Source organism: Actinoplanes sandaracinus (assembly GCF_030009775.1).
Classification (GTDB): Bacteria; Actinomycetota; Actinomycetes; order Mycobacteriales; family Micromonosporaceae; genus Actinoplanes; species Actinoplanes sandaracinus.
Genome location: NZ_JASCTH010000010.1, coordinates 68,604 through 93,959 on the forward strand (window position 1 = coordinate 68,604; position 25,356 = coordinate 93,959).

The 25,356-nt window shown below is 71.6% G+C and carries 23 protein-coding genes; 10 read left to right on the top strand and 13 right to left on the bottom strand.

Features of this window, described 5'->3' with window-relative positions:
- Positions 1-92: 92 nt before the first annotated feature.
- Positions 93-995, bottom strand: a complete 903-nt coding sequence (locus QLQ12_RS16735; protein WP_282760931.1) for an aminoglycoside phosphotransferase family protein — start codon at positions 993-995, stop codon at positions 93-95.
- A 127-nt stretch (positions 996-1,122) separates the two neighbouring features.
- Here QLQ12_RS16735 and QLQ12_RS16740 point away from each other — a divergent pair, with 127 nt between their 5' ends.
- The 3 genes from QLQ12_RS16740 to QLQ12_RS16750 all read left to right on the top strand — a co-directional run bounded on the left by QLQ12_RS16740 (position 1,123) and on the right by QLQ12_RS16750 (position 4,368).
- Positions 1,123-2,268: a sensor histidine kinase gene (locus QLQ12_RS16740; RefSeq protein ID WP_282760933.1), complete on the top strand. Its 1,146-nt coding sequence runs from the start codon at positions 1,123-1,125 to the stop codon at positions 2,266-2,268.
- Positions 2,265-2,939: a response regulator gene (locus QLQ12_RS16745; RefSeq protein ID WP_282760935.1), complete on the top strand. Its 675-nt coding sequence runs from the start codon at positions 2,265-2,267 to the stop codon at positions 2,937-2,939. Before QLQ12_RS16740 ends, QLQ12_RS16745 begins: the two co-directional genes overlap by 4 nt.
- A gap of 76 nt (positions 2,940-3,015) precedes the next feature.
- A complete protein-coding gene (locus tag QLQ12_RS16750; RefSeq protein ID WP_282760936.1) occupies positions 3,016-4,368 on the top strand; it encodes an alpha/beta hydrolase family protein in 1,353 nt (450 codons plus the stop codon).
- A 643-nt stretch (positions 4,369-5,011) separates the two neighbouring features.
- Here QLQ12_RS16750 and QLQ12_RS16755 read toward each other — a convergent pair.
- The 3 genes from QLQ12_RS16755 to QLQ12_RS16765 all read right to left on the bottom strand — a co-directional run bounded on the left by QLQ12_RS16755 (position 5,012) and on the right by QLQ12_RS16765 (position 8,284).
- Positions 5,012-5,206 (bottom strand): hypothetical protein, encoded by a 195-nt coding sequence (locus QLQ12_RS16755; RefSeq protein WP_282760938.1) that lies wholly within the window; start codon positions 5,204-5,206, stop codon positions 5,012-5,014.
- Positions 5,207-5,260: 54 nt separating this feature from the next.
- Entirely contained in the window at positions 5,261-6,835 is a 1,575-nt protein-coding gene (locus tag QLQ12_RS16760; protein ID WP_282760939.1) for an FMN-binding glutamate synthase family protein, read from the bottom strand.
- Between the two features lie 78 nt (positions 6,836-6,913).
- A complete protein-coding gene (locus QLQ12_RS16765) occupies positions 6,914-8,284 on the bottom strand; it encodes a SpoIIE family protein phosphatase (protein ID WP_282761239.1) in 1,371 nt (456 codons plus the stop codon).
- 132 nt (positions 8,285-8,416) lie between these two features.
- On the opposite strand from QLQ12_RS16765, the gene QLQ12_RS16770 reads away from it, so the two are divergent.
- Positions 8,417-9,028 carry a M23 family metallopeptidase gene (locus QLQ12_RS16770; protein WP_407651494.1) on the top strand — a complete coding sequence of 204 codons (612 nt, stop codon included), beginning with the start codon at positions 8,417-8,419 and terminating at the stop codon, positions 9,026-9,028.
- A 116-nt stretch (positions 9,029-9,144) separates the two neighbouring features.
- On the opposite strand, the gene QLQ12_RS16775 is transcribed toward QLQ12_RS16770, so the two are convergent.
- The 3 genes from QLQ12_RS16775 to QLQ12_RS16785 form a co-directional block, all read right to left on the bottom strand.
- A complete protein-coding gene (locus tag QLQ12_RS16775) occupies positions 9,145-9,537 on the bottom strand; it encodes a nuclear transport factor 2 family protein (protein WP_282760941.1) in 393 nt (130 codons plus the stop codon).
- A 141-nt stretch (positions 9,538-9,678) separates the two neighbouring features.
- Positions 9,679-11,592 carry a 5'-methylthioadenosine/S-adenosylhomocysteine nucleosidase family protein gene (locus tag QLQ12_RS16780; protein ID WP_282760944.1) on the bottom strand — a complete coding sequence of 638 codons (1,914 nt, stop codon included), beginning with the start codon at positions 11,590-11,592 and terminating at the stop codon, positions 9,679-9,681.
- 111 nt (positions 11,593-11,703) lie between these two features.
- Positions 11,704-11,835, bottom strand: coding sequence for a hypothetical protein (locus tag QLQ12_RS16785; protein ID WP_282760945.1), 132 nt, complete (start codon positions 11,833-11,835; stop codon positions 11,704-11,706).
- A 158-nt stretch (positions 11,836-11,993) separates the two neighbouring features.
- Between QLQ12_RS16785 and QLQ12_RS16790 the strand changes: the two genes are divergently transcribed.
- The gene (locus QLQ12_RS16790; protein ID WP_282760946.1) at positions 11,994-12,989 is read left to right on the top strand and encodes a macro domain-containing protein; all 996 of its coding nucleotides are present in this window, start codon (positions 11,994-11,996) and stop codon (positions 12,987-12,989) included.
- 58 nt (positions 12,990-13,047) lie between these two features.
- Here QLQ12_RS16790 and QLQ12_RS16795 read toward each other — a convergent pair whose 3' ends face one another.
- Both QLQ12_RS16795 and QLQ12_RS16800 read right to left on the bottom strand, forming a co-directional pair.
- On the bottom strand, positions 13,048-14,127 hold the full coding sequence (locus QLQ12_RS16795) for a 5'-methylthioadenosine/S-adenosylhomocysteine nucleosidase family protein (RefSeq protein WP_282760948.1): 1,080 nt from the start codon (positions 14,125-14,127) through the stop codon (positions 13,048-13,050).
- A 3-nt stretch (positions 14,128-14,130) separates the two neighbouring features.
- Complete coding sequence (locus tag QLQ12_RS16800) at positions 14,131-15,747, bottom strand: hypothetical protein (RefSeq protein WP_282760950.1); 1,617 nt, start codon at positions 15,745-15,747, stop codon at positions 14,131-14,133.
- A gap of 344 nt (positions 15,748-16,091) precedes the next feature.
- On the opposite strand from QLQ12_RS16800, the gene QLQ12_RS16805 reads away from it, so the two are divergent.
- Positions 16,092-17,147, top strand: coding sequence for a macro domain-containing protein (locus tag QLQ12_RS16805; RefSeq protein ID WP_282760951.1), 1,056 nt, complete (start codon positions 16,092-16,094; stop codon positions 17,145-17,147).
- A 93-nt stretch (positions 17,148-17,240) separates the two neighbouring features.
- On the opposite strand, the gene QLQ12_RS16810 is transcribed toward QLQ12_RS16805, so the two are convergent.
- Positions 17,241-17,852 (bottom strand): TetR/AcrR family transcriptional regulator, encoded by a 612-nt coding sequence (locus QLQ12_RS16810; protein WP_282760953.1) that lies wholly within the window; start codon positions 17,850-17,852, stop codon positions 17,241-17,243.
- 89 nt (positions 17,853-17,941) lie between these two features.
- On the opposite strand from QLQ12_RS16810, the gene QLQ12_RS16815 reads away from it, so the two are divergent.
- From QLQ12_RS16815 to QLQ12_RS16825, 3 genes are read left to right on the top strand one after another with little or no spacing between them, the layout of a single operon-like run.
- Positions 17,942-18,862: a nitrilase-related carbon-nitrogen hydrolase gene (locus QLQ12_RS16815; protein WP_282760955.1), complete on the top strand. Its 921-nt coding sequence runs from the start codon at positions 17,942-17,944 to the stop codon at positions 18,860-18,862.
- Positions 18,859-19,851, top strand: coding sequence for an agmatine deiminase family protein (locus tag QLQ12_RS16820; RefSeq protein WP_282760956.1), 993 nt, complete (start codon positions 18,859-18,861; stop codon positions 19,849-19,851). Before QLQ12_RS16815 ends, QLQ12_RS16820 begins: the two co-directional genes overlap by 4 nt.
- Complete coding sequence (locus QLQ12_RS16825) at positions 19,848-21,200, top strand: flavin monoamine oxidase family protein (protein WP_282760958.1); 1,353 nt, start codon at positions 19,848-19,850, stop codon at positions 21,198-21,200. The genes QLQ12_RS16820 and QLQ12_RS16825 overlap by 4 nt, the downstream gene beginning before the upstream one ends.
- Positions 21,201-21,248: 48 nt before the next feature.
- Here QLQ12_RS16825 and QLQ12_RS16830 read toward each other — a convergent pair whose 3' ends face one another.
- From QLQ12_RS16830 to QLQ12_RS16840, 3 genes are all read right to left on the bottom strand, one after another.
- Positions 21,249-22,709 carry a multicopper oxidase family protein gene (locus tag QLQ12_RS16830; RefSeq protein ID WP_282760960.1) on the bottom strand — a complete coding sequence of 487 codons (1,461 nt, stop codon included), beginning with the start codon at positions 22,707-22,709 and terminating at the stop codon, positions 21,249-21,251.
- A gap of 111 nt (positions 22,710-22,820) precedes the next feature.
- Positions 22,821-23,483 carry a response regulator gene (locus QLQ12_RS16835; RefSeq protein WP_282760962.1) on the bottom strand — a complete coding sequence of 221 codons (663 nt, stop codon included), beginning with the start codon at positions 23,481-23,483 and terminating at the stop codon, positions 22,821-22,823.
- Positions 23,480-24,601 carry a sensor histidine kinase gene (locus QLQ12_RS16840; RefSeq protein WP_282760964.1) on the bottom strand — a complete coding sequence of 374 codons (1,122 nt, stop codon included), beginning with the start codon at positions 24,599-24,601 and terminating at the stop codon, positions 23,480-23,482. Before QLQ12_RS16840 ends, QLQ12_RS16835 begins: the two co-directional genes overlap by 4 nt.
- A gap of 76 nt (positions 24,602-24,677) precedes the next feature.
- Between QLQ12_RS16840 and QLQ12_RS16845 the strand changes: the two genes are divergently transcribed.
- A complete protein-coding gene (locus QLQ12_RS16845; RefSeq protein ID WP_282760966.1) occupies positions 24,678-25,307 on the top strand; it encodes a TetR/AcrR family transcriptional regulator in 630 nt (209 codons plus the stop codon).
- Positions 25,308-25,356: the final 49 nt, after the last annotated feature.

Here is a 25,356-nt window from a genome sequence, read left to right on the forward strand (position 1 = left end):
GGGCCGCTGTCAGCCTGCCGTGCGGCCTCCGGCTCCCACCCGGTGACGCCGCCCGCCGGCGCGCGGGCAGAGTGGAGACCGAGCGCGCGTTGTCACGTCAGCTCGGCGATCACCGCGCGGGCCATGCGGCGGCCGTGCTCGGCCATGCGGGGGAAGGTGTTCCGGTAGTAGTCGATGCCGGTCAGTGACGGTGCGAGGGCCCAGCCGCAGGCACGGCGCCAGGTGGCGTCGTCGTAGCCGACGGCCTCCCGGTAGGCATCGCGGGCCGCGCCGGTGAAGGTCCACAGCGCCGGAGCGACGTCAGGCGCCGGATCACCGATGCCGAGCGCGCCGAAGTCGATGACCGCGGTGAGCCGGCTCCCGTTGGTGATCAGGTTGCCGGGCTGCAGATCACCGTGGATCCACACGGGGGCTCGGTCCCAGTCAGGGGTGGCCAGGCAGGCGCCCCAGGCCGCCTTCGCGGCGTCCAGGTCGAAGCCGTCGTCATGGCCGGCGAGGCGGGGCAGCACCCGGCGCACGCCCTCGTCGGCGTGGCGCAGGGCGGATCCCCGCGAACCCGGCGGCTTGACCGGACCGTCGGCCGGATCGACCAGGTGCAAGGCACGGACGAAGGCAGCCAGTTCGCGGGCCAGCGCCACGTCGTCGCAGCCGAGCCGGGGAGGCGTGGTACCCGGGACCCACGGCGCCACGGTCCATCGCCACGGATATCCGGCACCAGGTTCGCCCACGTGCAGTGGCACAGGGATCCGTACGGGAAGCCGGGACGCGAGCATGGGCAGCCACCGTGCGTCAGAATCGGCCTGGTCGGCCGCCCCGGCGATCTTGGGCATGCGGGCGACGAGCGCGTCACCGACCCGGAAGAGCACGTGGTCGGTGCCCTCCAGATCCTCGGGCACGGGCGTCACGGGGAGGTCGGCCCACTCCGGGCGTTGGTCCGCCACGAGGCGGCGCACCTGCTCGACGGTGGCTCGGACTTCATCATCATGGATGGGCACGACCGGCACGGTAAAGCGGCCGGGCGATGTGGCTCCACCGGTTTAGACCGCATCTCGTTTGGGTGAGTCCGGCTCCCCGCATCCCCGGCCGCATCCGCTGGGCGCCACCCGCCGTAGCATCACGATCATGGATTTCGTCGCGCTGTCCCGCCGGCTGCCGGCCGTGCCGCCCCGGGTCGCCGACGTCCTACTCACCCTGGTGGCGCTCGCCGCTCAGCTGGCCCCGTTCGTCTCCACCGAGCCCAGTGCCGGTGTCGGGCACTGGCCCTGGCAGATGTATCTGCCGCCGATCGCTGTCAGTCTGCCGGTGCTCTGGCGTCGCCACGCGCCGTTTCTCATGCTGATCGCCTGCTTCGCCGGATCGCTGACCTACAACGCCTTTCCGCTCGGCCCGCCTCAGGCGATCTGGTACGGCGCCCTGCTCGGCGTCTTCACGGTGGCCGAGCGGGGCCGGCCGTGGCAGCGGGCGGTGCTACTCGGCGGCTTGGCGATCAGCGCCGTGACGCTGTCCGGCTCGCTGGCCACCACCACCCGCGGCCTGGTGACGAACCTGGCCGTGTACGCCCTGGGCCGCGCCCTGGCGACGCACCGAACGCGTATCGACCTGCTCGCCGAGCGTGCCCAGCACCTGGAGCGGGAGAACGCGCTCGCGGTCGAGGTCGAGCGGGGCCGGATCGCCCGCGACCTGCACGACATTCTGGCGCACGGGCTGACCGTGATGGTGGCGCAGGCCCAGGCTGGCGTGGCCGACGTGCGGCGTAACCCGCAACGGGCCGAGGCGTCGTTCGACACCATCACCACGGTGGGCCGCGAGGCGATGGCGCAGCTTCGCCGGGTGGTCGCCGGAACCCGGCCGGCAGGCGCGCCTACCGTGGGGCCCCGGCTCGCCGATCTCGCCGAGTTGACCGAACGGGTGTCGGAGGCGGGCCCGCGGGTCACCGTCACGCAGCGCGGTGAGCCGCTGCTACTGGCCCCGGACGCCGAGGTGGCCGCGTACCGGATCGTGCAGGAAGCCTTGACGAACGCGGTCCGGCACGCCGGGGCGACCGCGGTGGGGGTACGGCTGAGCTGGCATGCGGGGCAGTTGCGGGTGACCGTCGAGGACGACGGCCGGGGCGCGTCCGGCGAACCGGCCGGGCACGGCCTGATCGGGATGCAGGAGCGTGCCCGCGCGTGCGGGGGCACGGTGTCGGCCGGGCCGGGCGCGTTCGGCCGGGGCTTCCGGGTGGACGCCCGGCTGCCGGCCGGCGTCGCCGCGGGGTGGCCGGCGTGAGCATCCGCGTGGCGATCGCCGACGATCAGGAGCTGATCCGCGATGCGTTCGCCCGGATCCTGGACGCTGAGCCGGATATCGACGTGGTGGCCGAGGCGGCCAACGGCGCGCAGGCCGTGGACGCGGTGCACGCCCACCGGCCCGACTTGCTGCTGCTGGACATCCGGATGCCGGTGCTGGACGGCATCGCGGCGGCCCGGCGGGTGTGCGCGGACACCGCCACCCGGGTGCTGATGCTGACCACCTTCGACGAGGACGAATACGTCTTCGAGTCGTTGCGGGCCGGAGCGAGCGGCTTCCTGCTCAAGGACGTACGCGGCCCGCAGCTCGTCGACGCCGTCCGGGTGGTGGCAGCCGGCGAGTCGCTGCTCGCTCCGGCGGTGACCACCCGGCTGGTTCAGCAGGTGATCAGTCAGCGCCCGGCGGCAGGGCCGCAAGCGTACGCGCTGAGCGCGCTCACCGCCCGCGAGGTCGAGGTGCTGCGGCACCTGGGACGCGGCCGGTCCAATGCGGAGATCGCTGCGGCCTTGGTGCTCAGCGAGCACACCGTGAAGACCCACGTCAGCAACGTGCTGACCAAGCTGGGACTGCGTGACCGGGCGCAGAGCGTCGTCTTCGCGTACGAGAGCGGGCTGATCCGCCCCGGCGGACTCACCGATCCCGACCGCTGAAAGATCCCTCGCAAGAGGGATGCGACTGGTTCTCCACGGCGATGTGCTGGCCGCCCGGCGTCCGCAGGATGTCCGTGTGAGACCACTTCGATGCCTGTTCGCTGCCGCGCTCGCCACGCTGCCCCTGCTAGCTGCGGTGCCAGCCCGCGCCGACGTCCCCGACGTCGTCACCTCCCCGGCCGACTTCACCACCGACAGCGGTGAGACGTTGCGCGGCCTGGTCTACACTCCGCGCGACGCCGCCGGCCCGCTGCCAGGCATGGTGCTGCTCGGCGGTTCCGGCCCGGTCAAGCACGGGGCGCTCGTCGCCGAAGCGAAGGCGTTCGCCGCGCAGGGCATCGCCGTGTTCGCTCACGACAAGCGGACCCGCGGTTACTCGGCGAGCCACCGCGACTACGCGGCGCTGGCCGACGACGCGGTCCGGGCCGTGGCGATGCTGCGTGGCCGGCCGGGCGTGGACCCGCGGCACGTCGGGATCTGGGGGATCAGCGAGGGCGGCTGGGTAGCCCCGCTGGCCGGTGCCAGGTCCGCGCAGGTGGCCTTCCTGGTGCTGGCCTCGGCTCCCGCGCTGACCCCGATGCGGACCGAGAACTGGAACACCCGCAACAAGATTCATGCGGCCGGTGTGCGGGGACCGCTGGTCAGCGTCCTCTCCGACCGGCCGCTGCGGATCCTCGAGGACGCCGGGACGTTCGCCGAGTCCCGCTACGACCCCCGGCCGGTCCTAGCCTCGGTGACTCAGCCGGTGCTCGCCGTCTACGGCAGCCGGGACGTGCAGGTGCCGGCCGCGGAGAGCGCGAAGGCGCTGACCGAGACCATCGGCGGGCACGTCAGCGTCCGGATCATGGCGGGCGGCGACCACCTGCTGCGGGAGGGCGCAGCGATCCTTCCGGGCTATCCCGAGGTGGTGGGCGGGTGGGTGCGGGGCGTCGCCTCCGGCCGCACGCCGGCGCCGGTCGTCGACGCCCTGCCGGATCAGCGCGCGCAGAGCAGCACGGTCGCGCTCGCGGCGCCGTGGGAGCGGTGGCGGGTGCAGCTCGCCGTGTTCGTGCTGATCGTGCTGTTGCCGGTGGCGTACCCGATCGGGGCCTTGATCCGGTGGTTGCGCCGCCGGCCGGTTGCCGGGCACACCGCCGCCCGGACCCTCGCCGTGCTGGTGCCGCTGACCGCACTGAGTGCGTTGACCTATCTGTACGTAGTGCTGACCGGCTCTGACTACCGCGGGATCTACCCCGGCCCGGTGCTCGCCGGTCGGCCGGTGGTGTGGCTGATCCTTCAGACGATGGCGGTGGCGACGGTGGTGGCCACCGTGTTAACCGCCCGGCAGGTGGGGCGCGAACGGGCGGACCGGGCGCGACTCGGGGTGCTGCTCGGCGGGGCGGCACTGTTCGTGGTGTGGGCGCTCTACTGGGGACTGCTGCTCCCGTGAACCGCGCTCCCGCGCCGCCCTCGCCATCGAGTCTCGTCGGCTGATGGGCAAGCGAATCCAGCACGGCGCCCAAGAAGCCCGATGGGGTGCACTCCCGAACTACTTGGCGTATATGCGCACGTGGCAGGCCCATGGTGGTTCGCGCATACGTCGGCTGATTTCCGAGTCGCGATGGCGCTTAAGGCTATGGCGGCCGTTCTAGCCTCGTGCGCCAGAAGGCGGGATGCCGGTTCGGGTGCTCGGGCCGGGATCGGGTCGCTCCATGACCGTGGCCGCCAATTCGGGGGTCGCCTCCGTCAGGAAGCGCATGGCCTGCGCGGCGCTCATGTCCGGGGATCCGTAGTGGCGGGCGCCCGCCGCCGTCGCCACGCCGACGCTCATCCGGCCGCCCCACCGTTGCAGGAGGGACTGTTCGACCGTCCAGCCGATCACGGCCCGGCGTCGCGCCGAAGCAGCTGCCGGCGACCAGCGGCCACACCGGATCGTCGCGGACCGCCACACCCAGATAGCCGGCGGGCAACGAGAACGCCAACCGGATCAGTCCCTGGTAGACGAGCCGGATGTGGAGGCGCTGCCACGAGCCGTCGTTCACGTGGCGTCCCCGGTGGTACCGCCACGTCGGCATGATCGTGATGTTGACGGCCTAGAGCGCACCGGCGACGAGCAGGACCGGGCCCAGCCACGGGCGGGTGATCTCGGCGAACCAGAAGACGGCCGTGAGAGTGCCCATCACCCCGGCGCACCAGAAGGCGGCCTGCGACGTCCGCCAGAGGACGAAGCGGCGGTCCAGACGGTTGCGCGGCGGCCGCAGGCGCGGCGCGGCGGAGGTCTCGGGCATGCCGACATGGTGCCCGGAGCTCGCCAACATCCTCGATGAAGGGCGCCGGCCGGGTCACTGGGCCGACGCGGACGGGGGAGCGCTGCCGCCCTGCGGCTCGGTGGCGGTCATCAGGTCGATGACGGCGTCCCGGTCGGCCTTCGAGGGCAGGCCCCAGCCGGGCCGGTAGTCGTACACCTGGTCCAGCCCGGTGGCGGCGGTACGGCCGGCCAGGATCTCCACCGAGGATGTCTCGATCAGGCCCGGATGCTCCACCCCGCACGCCTCGGCGACCTTCACCAGGTCCCGTCGCAGCGTCTTGACGTAGTTGGCGGCGCGCACCGACTTCAGGGCCGGGTCGAGTCCCCGGGTCAGCCACCTGTTCTGAGTGGCGACGCCGGTCGGGCAGGTGTCGGTGTGGCACTTCTGGGCCTGGATGCAGCCGATCGCCAGCATCGCCTCCCGCGCCACGGCGACCATGTCGCAGCCCAGCGCGAACGCGACGACCGCGTTGTCGGGCAGCCCGAGCTTGCCGGCGCCGATGAACACCACCCGCTCGTGCAGGCCGCGTTCGGCGAACATCCGGTACACCCGGGCGAACCCGACCTGGAACGGCAACGACACGGTGTCGGTGAAGATCAGCGGCGCGGCGCCGGTGCCGCCCTCGCCGCCGTCGATGGTCACGAAGTCGACGCCGCGGCCGGTGGTCGCCATCAGGCTGGTCAGCTCGTCCCAGAAGTCCAGGTCGCCGACGGCCGACTTGATGCCGACCGGCAGGCCGGTCTCGGCGGCCAGCAACTCCACCCAGTCGAGCAGGCTGTCGGTGTCGGTGAACTCGGCGTGCCGCGACGGGCTCACACAGTCCACACCCTGCGGGATGCCGCGGGTCGCGGCGATCTCCGCCGACACCTTCGCGGCCGGCAGCAGCCCGCCGAGGCTCGGCTTGGCCCCCTGACTGAGTTTGATCTCCAGAGCCCGCACCGGGTTCGACGCCACCACGTCCTTGAGCCGCCGCAGATCGAACCGGCCCTGCTCGTCACGGCACCCGAAATACGAGGTGCCGATCTGGAAGATCAGTTCCCCGCCGTGCCGGTGATGGGGCGACAGGGCGCCCTCGCCGGTGTTGTGCAGGCAGCCGGCCAGCGCCGCGCCCCGGTTCAGGGCTTCCACCGCCGCCCCGGACAGCGAACCGAAACTCATGCCCGAGATGTTCACCACCGAGTCCGGGCGGAACGCCTTCGCCCGCCCCCGCGCGGCGCCCATCACCTTCGCGCACGGCACCCGGACCTCGTAGCCGGCGGACGGGTTCGAGAGGGGCACCGCCCGGCCGAACGTGCGGTGCTTGATGATCGGATACCCGGCCGTGTACTCGAGGTCGTTGTCGGTGCCGAACCCGAAGTAATTGTTCTCCATCTTCGCCGAGGCGTAGACCCATCGCCGCTGGTCCCGGGTGAACGGCCGCTCCTCGTTGTTGCCGGCCACCACGTATTGCCGCAGTTCCGGCCCGATCGCCTCGATCAGGTACCGGCCGTGGCCGATCACCGGGAAGTTGCGCAGCAGCGCATGCTTACGCTGCGTCAGATCCCGCACGGCGACCGCTGCCACCGCGGACACCGCGGCGGCAGCGGCCGCCTGAAATCCCCGCTTCATGAGGTTCACCTTTAGCCGCCGGGCCGCTCGCCAAAACAAAACACCACGATTTCGTACGGCCACGCCGCCCGTGGCCGCTCAAGAGGCGGCCGGCGGCACCCGCAGAGCGAGCAGGGCCGTGTCGTCGCTGGCCCAGCCGCCGTGGTGGGCCAGCAGGACCGCCGCGATGTGCCCGATGGTCGCGGTCGCGTCCCACCCGTGGGTGCCGGCGAGCGTCCGGGCCAGCGCCGGCTCGTCGAACATCTCGCGCGGTGGCCCGGGTTTGCGCGGATCGGGACGGGCCTCGCAGGCGCCGTCGGTGTAGAGCAGCAGCAGATCGCCGGGACTCATCCGGAACCGGGTGTCGGTCAGCCGCACCGTGTCGAAGGCGCCGAGCAGGGTGCCGTTGAGGCCGACCTGCTGGACGCGCCCGTCGGCCCGGCGGATGAGCGCGGGCAGGTGCCCGGCCAGGCACAGCCGTCCGGCCAGCCCGGCGGCGGTGGTCCGGAACGTGGCCTGCACCGCGGTGAGGAACCGCGGGGCGCGCTGGGCGCGCATCGCGGTGTTCAGCCGTTGCAGGACCACCGCCGGTGACAGGTGCTCCCCGGCGTCCGCCCGCAGCGTGTAGCGGGCCAGAGCGGTCACCTTCGCCGCCTCCGTGCCCTTGCCGCACACGTCGCCCATCAGGGCCGTCCACCACGGCCCGCGGCTCTGGAAGAGGTCGTAGAAGTCGCCGCCCACCGTGGCGTCCCCGGTGGCCGGCAGATAGCGGGCGGCGGCGTCCAGTCCCGGCACCGGGCGCAGCAGCGGCGGCAGCAGGCTGTCCTGAAGGCTGCGGGCCAGCTCGCTGGCCTTGGCGAGAGCGCCCTGGCTGGTCTCCAGCGCGGTGCGGGCGGCCCGCATCGAGACGCGGTGGTTGATCTCGCTGGAGACGGCCCGCGCGAGGATCGCCATGGTCTCCAGGTCGCCGGATCGCCACGTCCGGGGCTCGGGGTCGATGACGCACATCGTCCCGATCGCGTGCCCGTCGGCGCTCAGGATGGGAAAGCCGGCCCACGCGCCGACACCCCACGGCCCGATCGCCGGGTGACCCGCCGTCCGGGGGTCCTTCTCGGCGTCCTCGACGATGAACGGCTCCCCGGCGCCGATCGCGAAGTAGCAGAAGCTGTCACCCACCGCGTTCTGCCAGGCCTCGGCGCCGCCGTAGGGCAGGTGCGGCACCGACTTCCAGTAGGTGCGCGTCTCGCCGACGAACGTGATCGCGGAGATGGCACAGCCGGTGACCCGCACGGCGAGCCGGGTCAGGTCGTCGAACACCTGCTCCGGGCCGCTGTCGGTCTGGCCGCTGGCCGCCAGCGCGGCGAGACGGTCCGGGTCCGACAGCACCGCGGGCAACCCGTCCGCCCGCAGACCTCCGGGTGGTTCTTCCACTGCTTCCGCCACAACCCCGTCCAGCCTGTCGGCGACCATGCGCACCGATACGGCGATTCTATGGACCGCCGAGCACGGCCCGCCGATCAGCGTGCGGGCGCGATACCCGCGGGCCGCGATGATCAACCGTCGGTGCCGTACCCCCTTGCGCCGCTCTGCCAAGATCGGGCGGTGACCGCCCGCACCGCCAGGATCCTCGCCGGCATCGCTGTGGCCGTCGTCCTTCTCGTCGTCGCGGCCGTCGTCGTCGTGCCCCGGCTGCGGCCGCCCGGCCCGCGTCCCGCGTTCCAGCTGCCGGTGGCCTGCGGGGAGACCTGGATCCTCGGCACCTATCCCGGTCACGACGACTACGACATCGACTTCTTTCCGACGAGCGGCTCGGCGTGGGGACGCCCGGTCCTCGCCTCCTACGCCGGCACCGTCACCGAGGCCGGCGTCAACGGGACCCTCGGCTCACGGACGCCGCAGAACCCGGAGGGCCCGCACGGCACCGGCGCCGGATACTGGGTCGAGATCGACCACGGCGGCCGCTGGGAGACGCAGTACCTTCACCTGCTGGAACCGCCGTCGGTCAAGGCCGGCGACCGGGTCGAGCAGGGCCACCAGATCGGGCGGATCGGCAGCACCGGCAAGTCCGGCGCCCCGCACCTGCACTACGAGCAGCGCCGGGCCGGTGAGAAGGTGGAGAGCCACTTCGACGGCGTCCCGGCCGGCATCACCACCGACGACCGGGAGTACGAGGTCCGCCACACCAGCCGCAACTGCCGTGCCGCGCCGGACTGACCGTTCATTCTGCTGGAGCCACCCTGCCTGGGGCGCGCCGCGCGTGAGGCCTTCTGCCGGAACGGCCGCGTGGAGGGTGACCCGGGAACGGCCGACCCTGAACGCCGGGTGGTCGCCTAGCCCGCGGTGGCCTCCCGCTGGATCTGCTCGAACTGGGCGGCCATCGCGGCGGCCAGCGCCTGTGCGGCGGAGAGCGGGCGAACCATGACCGTGAACTCGTCGATCAGGCCGTGTTCGTCCAGGTGCAGGAAGTCGCAGCCTTCGACGGCGACATCGCCGATCCGGGCCTCGAAGACCAGCGCGTGATCGCGGCCGTCGTCGCCGTTGAGCTCACGCACGTACCGGAAATTCTCGAAGACCCTCAGCACGCCGCGGAGGATCGCTGCGGTGATCGGCTTGCCCGCGTAGGGCTTGAACGCCACCGGGCTGCGGAACACCACGTTGTCGGCCAGGGTCGCCGCGATGGCGTCGGGGTCACGTGCTTCCACCGCGGTGCGAAAGTCGATCACCACGCCAGCCTACGGGGTTCCCCTCCGGCCGGCGGCGCTCACCCTTGACCGGCAGTGGTCCGGCCATCGGGCCCGCGTCACGTTGGCAGTCCCGGCCTCCGGCCGCGTTCCCGGGCCGGCCCGGCGTCACCACCTACGGTGTTACCGCCGCTTCGGTATGTCGTCGAAGGCGCCGAGGGCGACCGCGTGCGCCACGAAATCGGCGGCGTTCGCGGCGGCCGCGTCGGGTTCGTAGTGCTTGTCGCGGTCCACACCCCAGTCGGAGATCGACTTGACGACGATCCACGGGACGTCGGCGTCGGCGGCGGCCGCGTAGAGGCCGTGCCCCTCCATTTCTCCGCCGAGGGCGCGGGTGCGGTCCTTCTTCAGCTGGTCACGGCGCTCCCGGGAGTCGTACAGCGTCTGTGCCGACAGGAGTGGGCCGAACCAGACCTTGGCGGTGCGCCAGTCGGTCGATGCCGCCTGGAGCCGGCTCACGATCGCGGACCTCGTGCTCACCCGGTCACCGAAGGGCTCGGTGTGGCCGTCGTGCTCGATCCGCCTGTCGAGATCTTCGATCGTGGTGGCGACGATGACGTCGGCGAGCTGCTGGGGTGGTGTCCAGTCCTCGCGGAGCCCGTAGCAGATGCCCACCATGATGACGAGGTGCGGCTTCCACTGCCGGATGGCCTCGGTGGCGGTGGACTGCGCCCCGCCGGGACCGCCGGCGCCCTGCCGGGCGCATTGAGCGAGGCCCAGCGTCGTCGGCCCGATCGCGCCCAGATCGTAGGTGACGACCTTTCCGGCGAACGATCGCACCGGCTCCTGCCCGGTGACGGGACGGGCGGCCCGCAGCACCGCGTCCCGTTCGGCGTCCGTGACGGTCAGCAGGAGGACCCGGGTGTTGGGCAGGTCGGCGGCCAGGGCTCGGAAATCGGCGAGCATCTCCCTGTGGCGGTCGACGGCCAGTTTGGCGGAGACCCATGCGACGGCGATGGTCATCAGCCCGACGATGCTGAGCAGCCAGCCGAAGATCTGCGTCTGCACGGTGGCGGAACCGATGCCGGGGGCGCTCTGCCACACCAGCCGCCAGGCCAGCCACTGCAGCGCGGTGAGGTAGGTCGCGGGCCGTCCTTCGCACGAGTCGCCGCAGGCCTGGCCCTCGACCGAGGCGACGAACGAGGCGAGGATGGCCACGACGACGGCGACGCCGCCCACCCAGATGAAGAAGAATCCGCCGCCGGCTTTCACCGGCTCACGGTAAGCGGTGACCGGTCCGAGAGGCCGGCGCAGCGCCACCCGGCTATCCGGGCCGTACGGCAGGCGCATCCTCGCCGCCACGACGCGCCGCATCGCCGCGGTGCTCACGCCCCGGGTCAGGCAGACCAGCACCTCCCGAACCCGGCCCTCCGCGATCTCCAGACCGCCGGCCCTCGCCTCGGCGGCGGCATGGCGTTTCACCAGATCCTCCATCCGGCTGGACGCGAGCCGCACCAGCCCGCCGCCGTCGCCCGTACCGGCGTGGTGGCACAGTGGCATCGACCAGTTGAAGCCCGGAAGCGACTCGGCCGCCAGCTCGTCCGCGGCCTTGCCGCCGAGCGTTCGCCGCAGCCACGCCGATTCGGTCACCACCTGGGCCAGCATGAACACCGCCACGTAGGCCGTCGCGAACAGGGCAAGCCACACGATCGCCAGCGACGGCCGCGTGTCCCGCACGACCGATATGAGCGCCAGCGTGGCCGCCACCGTGAGTGCGAACGCCGGCGGCCCCGCGAACACCAGCATGTCCCAGCGCCGGTCGAGCAGCCGGAGGAGCCGCAGACCGGCCCCACCGCGCGCCGACGGGGGCAGGCGCATGAACTGCGGGCGTTCCAGCAGCGCGAAGCTCTCCGGTCCGAGCCGCACCAGGCGGTCCTCGGCGTCCGCTACGCGAAGCATGACGCTCAGCGGCCCGCGCGAGCGCACGATGCCGAGAACGCTGCGCGGCCGGGCGACCCGGATGGCCTCCCGGCCGAACTCGGCGTCCCGGACCGCTCGCGCCGCGGCGCGACAGTGGGCGTAGGTCATCGGCGTCATGGCGTCATGGTCTCCGAACAGTCGGCGGACCGCATCCGCGGTGCGGCGAACACGGTCACCCGATGGGGCCCGCCCGTCCTGCCCCGCCGCCAGGGTGTCTTCCTGGCATGGTCAGCCTGCGAGGTGGTCGGCCAGAAGCACGATCAGCCAGCGGACGACCGCATCCAGCACGGACATCGCCGTCACCGTCCACGTCGTCGCGTGGTTGTCGTTCTCGTCGCGCGTGCATCGCTGGTGTCGCATGACGACCGCCTCTCCTGCTCCGCAAGCTCCTGATGCGATGAGCATGCGGGCGTGCGAGCGGCCGATCGGCCGATTCCGGCTGTCCGCGGTCGTCCGCATCTGTCCGTGTGGCGGGAGCCGATGACAATGGACGCGGGACCCTTCACCCGGGAGGCATCATGGCTGGCGGCGCAACCGTCCCGGACCCGGCTGGGATACACACGCTCCGGGACCTGGCGGACGCGTTCACCCGGCTGCGCCGGCGGGCGGCGCGGAAGGGCCAGGTGCAGCTCTCGGTGCGTGATCTCGCCACCCGCGTCCAGCGGGCACCCAGCACCCTCGACCCCTATCTGCGCGGTGTACGGCTGTGCCCGGCCGACGTCTACGAGGGCATCCTGCGCGAGCTCGGTGTCCATCCCCAGCATCTGCGCCCATGGCTGGACGCGTGGGAGCGGATCGCCGACGGCGCGACGGCGCGGCCCGCCGCTCCCGTCACCGCCGACCGGTCGGCGATCCTGCCGTACAGCGAGACGTTCCCCTACCGGATCCGCGGCGCGAGCACCGGCATCACCCTCGTCACCGGTGACATCCGCCGGGTGACGTTCGCCGACGTGTGGGTGAACTCGGAGAACACCGAGATGCGCATGTCCCGCTTCGAGGAGAACTCCATCTCCGCGATCATCCGCTTCGAGGGCGCTCTCCGCGACGGCACGGGCCGGGTCGTCGAGGACGTCGTCGCCGACGCCCTGGAGCGGGCGGTCGCCGACCGGCGGCCGGTCCCCGCCGGGGCCGCCGTCATCACCGGCCCGGGCGGTCTGGCGGCAGGCCGGGGGGTACGGCACATCGTGCACGTAGCGGCCGTGCGCGGGGAGCCGGGGGAGGGCTATCGGCCGGTCGCCGACATCGGCGGATGCGTGACGAACGCGCTGCTCGCGACCGAGGGCCTGGACGGGGTGGCGACCATCCTGTTCCCGCTGCTGGGCGCGGGTGCGGCCGGTGCCGCCGCCGGTCCGACAGCACAGACGATGATCGGCGCGATGCTCGACCATGTCGCCGGCGGACGGCACAGCCGATTGCGTACGATCTACCTGCTCGCGAGCACCGCCGATGAACGTGACGACTGTCGCCGGGTCATGGACGGCACGCCGCTGCTGTCGGCCGGCGCCGCGGCGTAGCGCCTGTCCCGGAGGTCGACCGGGCCGCGGCGTGGCCGGGAGCACGTGGGGTGTCCGCTCATCGTCCGCCCGTTCGTTCAGGCCGTGTGCCACCGCTGGCGTGCGGGTGGCCACCGCGGGGGCTCAACGGTGGGCACTCGGCGATGAGCGCGCGGACATAGGCGGCGGCGACGACGGACGCGTAGCCCCGCCACCGCTGACCCGTGTGCATGTCACCGTAGTCGCTGACTCCGCGGACCACGAACCACTCCAGTCCGCCGGCGAATCCGGCTCGGCCGATGCCCTTGCCTTCCATCTCGAAGGCGATCAGCTCGTCCGCCGCCAGTTCGTCGCGGGCTCGCGCACTGCGCAGCGACCGGTCGGCGCTACCGATGAGACCGTGGTGGACCTTCGGCCACCCGGTGCGATGGCCGGTGAGGGCGGGGGACGGATGGGGAATCACACGGCCCGGGTCGTCAGGCGCGTGGATGCGGTCGGTCGAGTCGGCGGGCCGGGCATAGGCGGTGAGGACGGCCAGCCCTTCGGTGATCCACTTTTCCCACGGTCGTTCGCCGGAGATCTCTACCGCGGCCAGGTAGCGCGCCAGCCGTACGAGCATGGGCGACGGTGCGGGAAAGGGCTGCCGTGACCGGCGGCCGTCGTCGGTCTCCACCACGTGGTCGTAGTCGGCGATTCCCCATGTCGCGACCACGATGTCGCCCAGGCGTACGTGGCGTTCGGGACGCCCGGGGCTCGGCACGCCGCACGCGATCCCGCACATGATGACGTTGTCCACGCTGGGGAAGCTCCGGATCAGGTTGGCGCACGCTTCCGCAGCGGCGCCGTTACCGGTTTCGCCGAGCAGAGTGAGCACCACCTGGTGCGGGCGGCCCTCGTCGCGGCTGGGCATGGTGCCCAGGAGGTAGAGGGCCCGGTCCCCGGCGATCGTCCACGGCTGTCCCGCATCGTCGAGGAGGACGCGGACGGCCGCGAACTCTTCGGGGAGGGCGGTGACGATGCCGAACACCGGCTCCGGGGCGGACCCGGACGGCACGCTCTCGTACCCGGCGGAGGACACGGGTCCCCGTAGGTCGTTGTGGTTGCCGATGGCGAGCTTCCCCGCGGAGGCGGCACCGATCCAGAAGTTCTGGTTGCCCATCGTCTACTCCTCGCCGCCGGCGTCCCTGCCCGGGCTGCCGAAAGTGTTGTTGTTTCCGAAACCGACCATGTCGGCCCGCACGTTGCCGACGTTCCAGTTCTGGATCTGCGTGATCCGCACGTCCGCATCGAGCTGGCCGGTGTCGATGCCGCGGTCGCGCAGATACGCCTTGATCGACGTGACGAGCCGGTCCCTCAGGTGATCGTTGATGCGGATCAGGTCCTGGATCACGAAGTGATCGAACTCGTCCGGTTCCCGCCAGCACACCCCTTCCCGGACGGACATCACAGCGCCGAGGTCGTAGTGCCAGCCGTATCGGGCGGCGAGCCGCCACCGGGCCCGGCCGGACAGCTTCGCCATCCATCCGAGGAGCCGCTTGGCGCACCGTCCGGGCGCACCGAACACGGTTGAGGCCAAGTGGGGGGTCCACGTCCTGACGGCGCGACCGAAATGGTCGCGCGTGCTGGCCGGAAGCTCTGCGATCAGCGCCTCCACGTCGGGGTGCACCGGTGGGAGGACCAGCGGAACGAACTCGATCGAGAGGCTGCCACCCTGAACCAGCGGGCGGACCAGCGTGCAGATCCCGATCGCACCATCCCGGCAGACTTCCTGCAGGTAGAAATAGACCCGTTGGTCGTCGGCCCGTTCCCCGTGCCGCAACTCCGCGGCCAGGTGGTCCCAGTCCACGGTGCTCACCGGACGGCCGTCGCGAAGCAAGGGGGACCGCCAGCCGAGCTTCCTGCCGTCCACGTAGAGCCGGTGTCCCGCGGTCAGCCGCCGTGACGCCGTGCTCTCGACGGCGGTCTCGAGCTGAAAGTGACTATCGAGCCACTCGTGGAAGGCGATGACGTCGAAGATCTCGAACGCTCCCGCATTCCGGTCGTCCGCGTCCGGTGCCCGGCGATGGATGTCGATGTCCATCTTCCAGGGCCGGACGATGAACCCGTTGCCGACGAACGGGGCAGAGGCCCGCGACTCCGCGTAGGCGATGACGTTGGCCCCGATCAGGCCGGCGGCTCGCCGCTCCTGGTCCTTGCCGGCCGGCCGGGCCAGGCGCCGTGGGTCGGGGGCGCCCTCGGCGAGAATCGCTGCCGCTCGCCGGTGCGCCAGCACGGACTCGGCGACGACGACCACCCAGCCGACGGCGAGTCCGGCCAGCACGACCGCGACACAGTGCCAGAGCACCGGTTGGCGCAGCAGGACGACGGCGGCGAGCAGAGCAGCGCAGGCGACACCCGCTACCCATCGGAGCGGGCCCGGCTGGCGGCGATCCCATTTGCTCCGCCACGCCCAGGCGCACCATGTCCGCAGCGCGTGCCGGATCCGCTGCCGCAACCGCCACCCCGCGATGAGCGCAACAACCGTGACGACTGCCGGCGGGTGGCCGAGGGGATCGGCGAGCCGGCCCACCACGGTGGCGAATATCGCCACAGCGACGAGCGCGCACACGACGTCTCGGTAGGAGCGCGACCGTTTGGCGGTGACGGCGTGGCGCAGCAGCGCCACCGGATCCTCGGTGATGTACGGCGCGCCCCCGCGCGGGCCACCGTCGAAGATGTGTGCGGTGTAGTCCGCGAAACCCTCCGTCACGTGCGTCGCCGCGCACAGCGTCTGGTTCACGCTCCGCCGGGGTATCGGTTCCGCATTCGTCAGTTGCTGGCGCGGAGGAGCAAGAGCGGTGGTCACATGTTCTCCTTCAGCCGACCGGTGGTGTGCCCGAGGCGGCTCATCCCCTTCACTCACGCCCTGACGGACGCGCGCCGTTCCGACTTGACCGGCGGGAAGCCGAAGGGGTGTGGTTGGCACGAAACCGCTGAGCCGCTGATCAGTCGCGAGCCCGTAATGAGATTCGGTGCACAGGCGAGAGCAGACAAGTCCAACAGACTGATTGCGGACACGGCATGTCCCTGCGCCCGCATACAGTGGGTCCGGTGTTGTCCGGCAGCGGACGATAGGGAGGCCGGATGACTCTTGGCGTCTCGGACAGTGACCCGGGCAGTGCTCTGCGTGATTTCTGCGGAATGCTGCGGGACCTGAGGAAGACGGCGGGCGGCCCGACCGTGGAGTCACTCGACGCGGACAGGTCGTTCCCTCTGCGCCGCGCCCACATCTACGCGACCCTGGCTGGAAAGATCGCCAAGCCTCCCGGCTGGAGGTTCGTCGAGGCCTTCGTCCGAAAATGTGTGGCCCACGCGGCCGCCAATGGCGTCGAGCTGGACATCTCCGGCGACCTCAAAGAGTGGGAGCGCGAGTACAAGAAGCTCACCCAGCTCTGGGAACGGTTCGCACGGGAGCAGCATTCCGTCGACTCCTTCGCCGATCGGCACGGGAAGGCGCGCGCACAGGTACTCACCGTTCAGGACACCACATGCTATGTCGTACGCAGTGGAGACGGGACGGTCCGCCGGGTCGGCGTCATCACCGGCGACATTCGGCAGGTTCGCTGCGCCAACGTCTGGGTCAACTCCGAGAACACCGAGATGGAGATGGCTCGCGTACACGAGTTCTCCATCTCGGCCATCGTCCGTTACGAGGGGGCTCGGCACGACGGGCGCGGCCGGGTCGCCGAGGACGTGATCGCCGACGAACTGGCGGCCAAGGTCTTGGGTCATCGCCCTGTTGAACCGGGTTCGGTGCTGGTGACCGACGCCGGGGAATTGCGGCGGCGCAACGGTGTGCGGTACGTCATTCACGTCGCGGCGGTGCACGGCGAGCCGGGCTCCGGCTTTCACCCGATGCGCGAGATCGGCAGGTGTGTGACCAACGCCTTGTCCGCTGCCGAACACGTGGAGATGCCGGGCGACGAGCCGATCACCGTGCTGTTCCCGCTGCTGGGCACCGGTGGCGCCGGTGGTGACGTCTTCCGGACAGCGGCGATTCTCATCCACGCCGCCCGGAACTATCTCCGTGCGGCACCAACCACGCGGATCGCCACCGTTCTCTTTCTCGCCTACTCCGACCGGGACCTGAGGGCATGTCAGAACGCGTTGCGTTCGGCAGGTCTGCGTTCCGAGTCCTGAGGCGCCGCTCGCAGGCGCCCGTCTCCGGCCGTCAGAAGCGGGCGACATGGAAATGTCCGCCTGCGGGGCCGGGTGAGGAGCCCACCGGCCCTGTCAGGAAGTGCGGGCCGGAAGGGTGGCCAGGGCGCCGAGGATCAGGCCGAGGCCGAGCTCGAACGCCCGGTCCGCACGTTCCCGCCCCTGACCCGCGGCCTCGATCGCGGCGACGAGGACCGGCGTCCGGGCGTGGGTCGGGTCCCACACCTGGTCGGGTGCGGCGATGTCCAGGGCCGAGCCGATGACGAAGCTGTCCAGCACCGTGATCACGTCGAGGAGCTGAGCGGTCGGGATGCCGGCGGAGTGCAGGACCGTGGCGATGTCGTCGTACATGTGCACGACGTCGGGGGAGGAGACGGTGTGCGCGGTGAGCATCGGGATCAGGCGGGGATGGCGCGCGAACGCGTCGCGATAGCGGCGTAGCAGGGCTCGCAGCGCGTCGTCCCAGTCGTGCGGCAGCGCCGCGGCGGGGTCCTCGGTGAAGATCAGGGCGCGCATCGCCTCGATGATCTCGGTCCGCCCGGTGACGTGGTTGTAGATCGAGGACGGGCGCACCGACAGCGCCGCCGCGACCTCACCGAGAGTGAAATCGCCCTTGCTGTCGACGATGGCGAGCGCGGCCCCGGCGATCTTCTCGACCGACAGTTTCGGTGTGGCGGGTCGGGCCACCGGCGAACCCCCTTGCGTTCGGGTGAGGAGGACCACCATAGTAAAACGAATGCCGTTCGTTAAAGTGCGGCGCCGGCGAGCCTTCGAGGATGACCATGGAACTGATCCGGTCCGCGGCCTATGACTCGCCCGCTCGTGTCGAGGAGCCGGCCCGTCCGCCGCTGCGCGTGGGCCTGGTCCAGCACCGCTGGCGGGAGGACGCCGCTGAGCTGCGCGAAGTGCTCTTCGACGGGATCGCGCGGGCGGCCGGAGCCGGCGCACGGGCCGTCTTCCTGCCGGAGCTGACGCTGTCGAGGTACCCGGCATTCGAGGCCCCCGCCGGCCGGCCGGCCGAAGCCGCCGAGGACATCGAGACCGGCCCGACCGTGGCGTTCGCGGCCGAGGCGGCGAAGCGGCACGGCATCCTGGTGCACGCCTCGCTCTACGAGCGGACCGACCTGGGCGACGGTCTCGGCTACAACACCGCGGTGCTGGTCGACCCGGCCGGCGCCGTCATCGCGAAGACGCGCAAGACACACATTCCGGTCACTGAGGGTTACGTCGAGGACAAGTACTTCCGGCCGGGCCCGGCCGACGGCGCCTACCCGGTGCACGAGGCCCTGGAGGCGCGGTTCGGGCTGCCGACCTGCTGGGACCAATGGTTCCCCGAGGTCGCCCGTCTGTACGCGCTCGGTGGCGCCGACATCCTCGTCTATCCGACGGCGATCGGCTCGGAGCCCGACCACCCCGATTTCGACACCCAGCCGCTGTGGCAGCAGGTGATCATCGGGAACGCGATCGCGAACGGCCTCTTCATGGTGGTCCCGAACCGCACCGGTGACGAAGGGCTGATCAGCTTCTACGGTTCGTCGTTCATCGCCGACCCGTACGGGCGGGTGCTCGCCCAGGCGCCCCGCGACGCCGAGGCCGTGCTCGTCGCCGACCTCGACCTCGACCAGCGCGGGGACTGGCTGACCCTGTTCCCGTTCCTGCGCACCCGCCGCCCCGACACCTACGGTGGCCTGGCATGACGTGGCGGATGCCCGCGGAGACCGCACCGCACACCTGCACCTGGATGGCGTGGCCGTCGTCCGGATACGCCGACGGCGACGACGCCCGCGAGGCCTGGGCCGCGGTCGCTCTCACGGTCGCCGAGTTCGAGCCGGTCCGCATGGTCGTCGACCCGGCCGCGGTCAAGGACGCCCGCGACTGGCTGGGCGGCGCCGTCGAATACTTCGCGGCGCCCCTCGACGACGCCTGGATGCGCGACATCGGCCCGACCTTCGTCGTCGGCCCGGCCGGTCTCGGCGCCGTCGACTGGGTGTTCAACGGCTGGGGCGGCCAGAGCTGGGCCACCTGGGAGAAGGACGCGAGGATCGCCCGGCAGGTCGCCGAGTGGGCCGGCGCGACCGTCATCGGCTCCGAGATGGTCAACGAGGGCGGCGGCATCCACGTCGACGGCCACGGCGCCGTGCTGGTCACCGAGACGGTGCAGCTCGACCCGGGCCGCAATCCGGGCTGGACCAGAGCGCGGGTGGAGGGTGAGCTGCGCCGCACCCTCGGCGTCCGCGAGGTGGTGTGGCTGCCGCGCGGCCTGACCCGCGACTACGGCGAGTTCGGCACCCGCGGCCACGTCGACATCGTCGCGACGCTGACCGCCCCGGAGACCGTGCTGTTGCACGTCCAGCCGGATCCCCGGCACCCGGATCACGCGGTCACGGCGCAGATCAGGGACGCCCTGCCCGCGAACTGGACGGTCGTCGACCTGCCCGGGCCGGAGGGACTGGTGGACGAGCGCGGGCCAGTTGATCACTCGTACGTCAATCACCTAGTGTGCAACGCCGGTGTCGTCGCCTGCACGTTCGACGATCCCCGCGACGCCGCAGCGCTGGACGTCCTGGCCGCCGCCTACCCCGGCCGCCGGGTGATCGGCGTCGACGCCCGGGCGATCTTCGCCCGTGGTGGCGGCATCCACTGCATCACCCAGCAGGAACCCGCTATACCTGGAGGACTTTCGTGACCGACTTCGACGTGGTGGTGGTCGGCGCCGGCGTCACCGGGCTGACCGCTGCCACCCGCCTGCACGCGGCGGGCCGCACGGTGATGGTCATCGAGGCCCGTGACCGGGTCGGTGGCCGCCTGCTGACCGAGGACGTCGAGGGTGTCCGCCTCGAGGTCGGCGGCCAGTGGGTCTCCCCGGACCAGACCGCCCTGCTGGCCCTGATCGACGACCTGGGCCTGGAGATGTACCCCCGCTACCGGGCCGGTGACTCGGTGTACATCGGCGCCGACGGGGTGCGCCGCACCTTCTCCGGCGAGCACTTCCCGGTCTCCGCGGCCACCACCGCCGAGATGGAGCGCCTCACCAAGGAGCTCGACGGTCTCGCCGCCCAGATGGACCCGCTGGAACCGTGGAACCATCCGGACGCCGAGGCCCTGGACCGGATCTCGTTCGCCGCCTGGCTCGCCGAGCAGACCGACGACGCCGAGGCCCGCGACAACATCGGCCTCTACATCGGCCCGGCCATGCTCACGAAGCCCGCGCACTCGTTCTCCGCCCTGTCGGCGGTGTTGATGGCGGCCAGCGCCGGCGGGTTCAGCCATCTCGTCGACGCCGACTTCATCCTGGACCGCCGGGTCGTCGGCGGGCTCCAGCGGGTGCCGATCAGCCTCGCCGGCCGTCTGCCCGAGGGCACGGTTCGGCTCGGCGAAGCGGTCACGAAGGTCGAGTGGTCCTCCGAAGGCGGCACGGTCCACACCGACCAGGGCAGTTACCGTGGCCGCAACGTCGTGATGGCCGTGCCGCCGACCCTGGTCAGCCGGGTGCAGTACGTCCCGGCGCTGCCGCCGGTGCAGGCGCAGATGCGTCAGCACATCTCGTTCGGCCTGGTGATCAAGCTGCACATCACCTACGACACCCCGTTCTGGCGCGACCTCGGCCTGTCCGGGACGGCGTTCAGCCCGTACGCGCTGGTCCATGAGGCCTACGACAACACCAACGAGGACGTCGAGGGCGAGACCCGCGGCACGCTCGTCGGGTTCGTCTCCGACGTCAAGGCCGACCGCATCCTGGCCCTCTCCCCGGAGGCGCGCCGCGAGCAGGTTTTGGAGTCGCTCGCCGGCTACTACGGCGAGCAGGCCCGGCACCCGGTGCACTACTACGAGAGCCCGTGGGTGGCCGACGAGTGGACCGTCGGCGCCTTCGGCACCAGCTTCGACATCGGCTCGCTCACCCGTTACGGCCGCCACCTGCGCGCCGACGTCGGCCCGCTGGCCTTCGCCAGCAGCGACATCGCAGGCCTCGGCTTCCAGCACGTCGACGGCGCCATCCGGATGGGCGAGGCGGTCGCCGCCCGCCTCCTCGCTTGAGAACACCACGGTGGTACGGCTGGTAGGAGCACCGCGCGTCGCGGCGGTTCAGCCGTGATGATGCCCGGCCCGGATGGTGCGGGGGACCAGGTTCTCGGTGCCGGGTTCGACGATCACGAACTGGCCCATCATGCCCTTGTCCTCGTGCCGTAGCAGGTGGCAGTGGTACATGTACGGCGTCAGCGGGTCGACGAAGCCGCCGAACCGGACGAGCAGGCGGGCCTTCGCCTCCTTGGGGAGGAAGACGGTGTCCTTGGGCCCGGCCTGGTAGGCGGGCGGCGGGGCGCCGTTGATCTCCAGGATCCGGAACGCGACCTCGTGGATGTGGAAGTTGTGGGCGTACGTCGTGTTGTCGATCTCCCAGATCTCGGTGGCGCCCGCCGGAACGACCTCGTCGATCCGGGTCATGTCCATGTCGTGACCGTTGATCTCCGACCCGGAGAGCGAGAACCGCCGGACCCGGGCCCCGGCCGGCGGTGTCTCCGGCCCGGGTCCGCTGAGCGTGGCGGGCAGCCCGGGTGAGGCCTTGAGCGCGGCCGCAGCCACGATCTTCAGCAGCTGGAAGTCGTCCTCCTCGATGTCGTTGGCGGTCTTGCGGGGCTCGCCGCGGCTGTCCATGACGACGGTCTCGCCGGGGGAGAAGCGGACCACGATCTCCACCCGCTCCCCGGGGCTGATCTTGACCCGGTCCACCCGGACCGGGCGCTCCAGCAGCCCCGCGTCGCCACCGATGACCTCGAAGGCGCGGCCGTCGGCGAACCCGATCCGGTAGACGCGGGCGTTCGACGCGTTGAGCAGCCGGAACCGCACCGCCTCGGTGGTGACGTCGACGAACGGGTCATAGGTGCCGTTGACCAGGATCGTCGGTCCCAGCAGCCCGAACGTGCCCCGGTCGACTCCGCTGGTCTCCAGTTCGCCGGCATCGTCGATCTCCTTGTCCTGGACGATCAACGGCAGGTCGTCGACGCCGTACTCGTCCGGCAGCGGCGGGCCGTCCGGGTCGTCGATGAGGAAAAGGCCGGCCAGGCCCCGGTAGACGTGCATCGCGGTCTTCTCATGCAGGTGCGGGTGGAACCAGGAGGTGGCGGCGGGCTGATCGACGGTCCACTCCGGGGTCCAGGTGGCGCCCGGTTCGATCATCTGGTGCGGGCCGCCGTCCATCCGGGCGGGCAGCCGCATGCCGTGCCAGTGCAGGGTGGTCGTCTCCGGAAGACTGTTGGTGACGGCCATCCGGACCTTGTCGCCGCGAGAGGCCCGGACCGTCGGCCCCAGATAGGCGCCGTTGACACCCCACGTGTTCTCGGTGATCCGCCCGGGAAGAAATTCCGACCGGCCGGCCCGCAGATCGAGGGAGAACCGTTTCGCGCCGTCCGCGTCGATCACCGGTTCGGCCGGCGGAGGAATGCGCAGCCGGTTGCTGAAATTCGGGTCGGGCTGCTTTTCGAGGGTGCTGGAGCAGCCGGCGACAATGGACAGGGCGGCCAGAGAAAGAAGACTTCTGCGTTTCACGAATACCATCGTGACGGTTCTTCACAGTGCACCGTAATCCGTTGTTTCCCTCAACCGGAAATGATTCCCGAGATGTATTCCGGGGCATGGCGTCTACATCCCGGGATGTAGTCAGGGCAGCCAGCCGGGCAGGGCGCGGCCGGACTCGTAGGCCCAGACGACCAGCTGCGCGCGGTCCCGCAGGCCCAGTTTCGCGAGGATCCGGCTGACATGAGTCTTCGTGGTCGCATAGCTGATCACCAGCCGGGCGGCGATCTCCTCGTTGGACAGGCCGGCCGCGACCAGGTCCAGGATCTCGGTCTCGCGGGCGGTCAGGGCCGCCAGCTCGGGGGCGGGCGGCGGTTTGAGGCGGGCGGCCATCTCGGCGATCAGGCGGCGGGTCACCGACGGGGCGAGCAGCGCGTCACCGCGGGCCACCACCCGTACGGCGTGGATCAGCTCGGCCGGTTCGATGTCCTTGAGCAGGAAACCGCTGGCCCCGGCCCGGATGGCGCCGTAGACGTACTCGTCGGACTCGAACGTCGTCAGGATGACCACCTTGACGTCGCCGAGGGTCGTGTCGCCGCAGATCTCCCGGGTGGCGGCCAGCCCATCGGCGACCGGCATGCGGATGTCCATCAGCAGCACGTCTGGTCTGACCTCGCGGGCCAGCCGGACCGCCTGCTCGCCGTCGGCGGCCTCGCCGGCGACGGTCATGTCCGGTTCGCCGGACAGGATGGCGCGGAAGCCCGCGCGTACCAGCGCCTGATCGTCGGCCAGGGCGAGGGTGATCATCGGGTCCCGTTCTCGTCGGTGGTGACGGCCAGTGGCAGACCGGCATGGACGCGGAATCCGCCGCCCGGCCGCGGCCCGGCCTGAAGGGTGCCGCCGACCGAGGCGGCGCGTTCGGCCATCCCGCGCAGACCGCTGCCGGGTACGGGCGCCGGCACCTCGTCGCCGTCGTTCTCGACGGTGACGAGGACCCGGTCGCCGCACCGCCGGATGCCGACGTCGGCACGGGTCGCGGCCCCGTGCCGGACCGCGTTGGTGAGCGCCTCCTGCACGATCCGGTAGGCGGCCCGCTGCACCTCGGCCGGAATTGCCGGCGGCGGCACGTCGACCGTGGGCCGGACCGTCAGCCCGGCCGCCGACGTGCGGCCGAACAGCTCGGGCAGCGCGGACAGATCCGGCTGGACGGGCTCGCGGAGCACACCCAGCACCTCACGCATCTCCCGCAGCGCGTCCTTGCTGGCGGTGCGGATCGCCCGCAGCGCCTCGAACGCGCTGTCCGGTTCGCGGGTGTGCAGGGCGGCCGCCGCCTGCACGCTGATCAGCGACAGCTGGTGGCCGAGAGCGTCGTGCATCTCCCGGGCGATGCGCAGCCGTTCCTCGGCGGCCCGCCGCAGGGCCTCGCTCTCACGCGACGCCTCGGCGAGGGCCCGGGACGACTCGGCCAGCGCGGCCCGCTCCTCGGCCTGTGTGGTCTGCCGGGCCCGGCCGCGGGCGAACTCGCCGAGCACCACCGGCAGCGCCAGGACGGGGGCGACGCCGATCACGGTCGGCCACGGCTCACCGCTGGTGGCGGCGACGAGCACGAGCAGGATTGCGGTGGCCCCGGCCGACCAGGCCGGGCCACGCCTGCGGCCGACCGTGTAGAGGGCGACGGCCAGGTTCAGAACGATCGCCGTGTCGGGGAAGCCGGCGGGGTAGTAGGCCACCGTGGTGGCGCTGGTGATCGCCAGGACGGTGAGCGGGAACCGCTGCCGCCCGAGCAGGGCCGCCGACGAGAGCACGAGCAGCGCCCAGCCGAGTGGCATCATCGGCCGGTCGGCGCCGCCGGTGTCGAGCCCGGCGGTGACGGCGTTGAGGGCGAGCACTCCGACCGCCAGGGCCGCGTCCCCCCGGATGCGCATGCCCCACTCTAGAACCTGAGCGATCGCGCGGGCCGGGGCGCTCCTCGCCTGCCGCGCTCCGGCAGAATGACCGCCCATGAGCGACACCAAGCAGCGCCTGCTCGACGGAGCCCTCGCCGCGTTGCGGGAGCACGGTGTCACCGGCGTCTCGGCACGGACCATCGCGGCCGCGGCCGGGGTCAATCAGGCGCTGGTCTTCTACCACTACGGGTCCGTCGACGAGCTGCTCGGCGCGGCCTGCATGGCGACGACCCGACGGCGGGTGGCCGCCTACGCGGACCGGTTCGCCGCCGTCGGTTCGCTGCGCGAACTGCTCCAGGTCGGCCGCGAGCTGCACGCCTCCGAACGGGAACAGGGCAACGTGTCGGTGCTCGCGCAACTGCTCGCGGCCGCGCAGAGCGGCGACCGCCTGGCCGCGCCGACCGCGGCGGCTCTGGAGCTGTGGACCGAGGAGATCGAGGCGGTGCTGCGCCGGCTGATGGAGTCCTCGCCGGTGGCCGAGGTCGCCGACCTTCCCGGGCTGGCCCGGGCGGTGTCGGCGGCGTTCGTCGGGCTGGAACTCTACGAGGGCGTCGACCCGGTCGGCGCCGAGCGGGCGATGGCCGCGCTCGACCAGCTCGCGGTGCTGGTCGAGGTGGTCGACGAGCTGGGGCCGCTGGCACGGCGGGCGCTGCGCTCGAAGATCCGTGGTCGCCGGGATTCGTGATCACCGGAACGGGTGATGACGGGAACTGATCACCACCCACCAGCGACCA

What these genes read in the sequence shown, in the direction of transcription:
- QLQ12_RS16840 (WP_282760964.1), bottom strand. Translation starts at nt 24,601, where the DNA reads ATGCGCATCCGGGGGGACGCGGCCCTGGCGGTCGGAGTGCTCGCCCTC.
- QLQ12_RS16740 (WP_282760933.1), top strand. Translation starts at nt 1,123, where the DNA reads ATGGATTTCGTCGCGCTGTCCCGCCGGCTGCCGGCCGTGCCGCCCCGG.
- QLQ12_RS16785 (WP_282760945.1), bottom strand. Translation starts at nt 11,835, where the DNA reads ATGCGACACCAGCGATGCACGCGCGACGAGAACGACAACCACGCGACG.
- QLQ12_RS16755 (WP_282760938.1), bottom strand. Translation starts at nt 5,206, where the DNA reads ATGCCCGAGACCTCCGCCGCGCCGCGCCTGCGGCCGCCGCGCAACCGT.
- QLQ12_RS16765 (WP_282761239.1), bottom strand. Translation starts at nt 8,284, where the DNA reads ATGGTCGCCGACAGGCTGGACGGGGTTGTGGCGGAAGCAGTGGAAGAA.
- QLQ12_RS16845 (WP_282760966.1), top strand. Translation starts at nt 24,678, where the DNA reads ATGAGCGACACCAAGCAGCGCCTGCTCGACGGAGCCCTCGCCGCGTTG.
- QLQ12_RS16805 (WP_282760951.1), top strand. Translation starts at nt 16,092, where the DNA reads ATGACTCTTGGCGTCTCGGACAGTGACCCGGGCAGTGCTCTGCGTGAT.
- QLQ12_RS16815 (WP_282760955.1), top strand. Translation starts at nt 17,942, where the DNA reads ATGACCATGGAACTGATCCGGTCCGCGGCCTATGACTCGCCCGCTCGT.
- QLQ12_RS16760 (WP_282760939.1), bottom strand. Translation starts at nt 6,835, where the DNA reads ATGAAGCGGGGATTTCAGGCGGCCGCTGCCGCCGCGGTGTCCGCGGTG.
- QLQ12_RS16780 (WP_282760944.1), bottom strand. Translation starts at nt 11,592, where the DNA reads ATGACGCCGATGACCTACGCCCACTGTCGCGCCGCGGCGCGAGCGGTC.
- QLQ12_RS16790 (WP_282760946.1), top strand. Translation starts at nt 11,994, where the DNA reads ATGGCTGGCGGCGCAACCGTCCCGGACCCGGCTGGGATACACACGCTC.
- QLQ12_RS16795 (WP_282760948.1), bottom strand. Translation starts at nt 14,127, where the DNA reads ATGGGCAACCAGAACTTCTGGATCGGTGCCGCCTCCGCGGGGAAGCTC.
- QLQ12_RS16835 (WP_282760962.1), bottom strand. Translation starts at nt 23,483, where the DNA reads ATGATCACCCTCGCCCTGGCCGACGATCAGGCGCTGGTACGCGCGGGC.
- QLQ12_RS16820 (WP_282760956.1), top strand. Translation starts at nt 18,859, where the DNA reads ATGACGTGGCGGATGCCCGCGGAGACCGCACCGCACACCTGCACCTGG.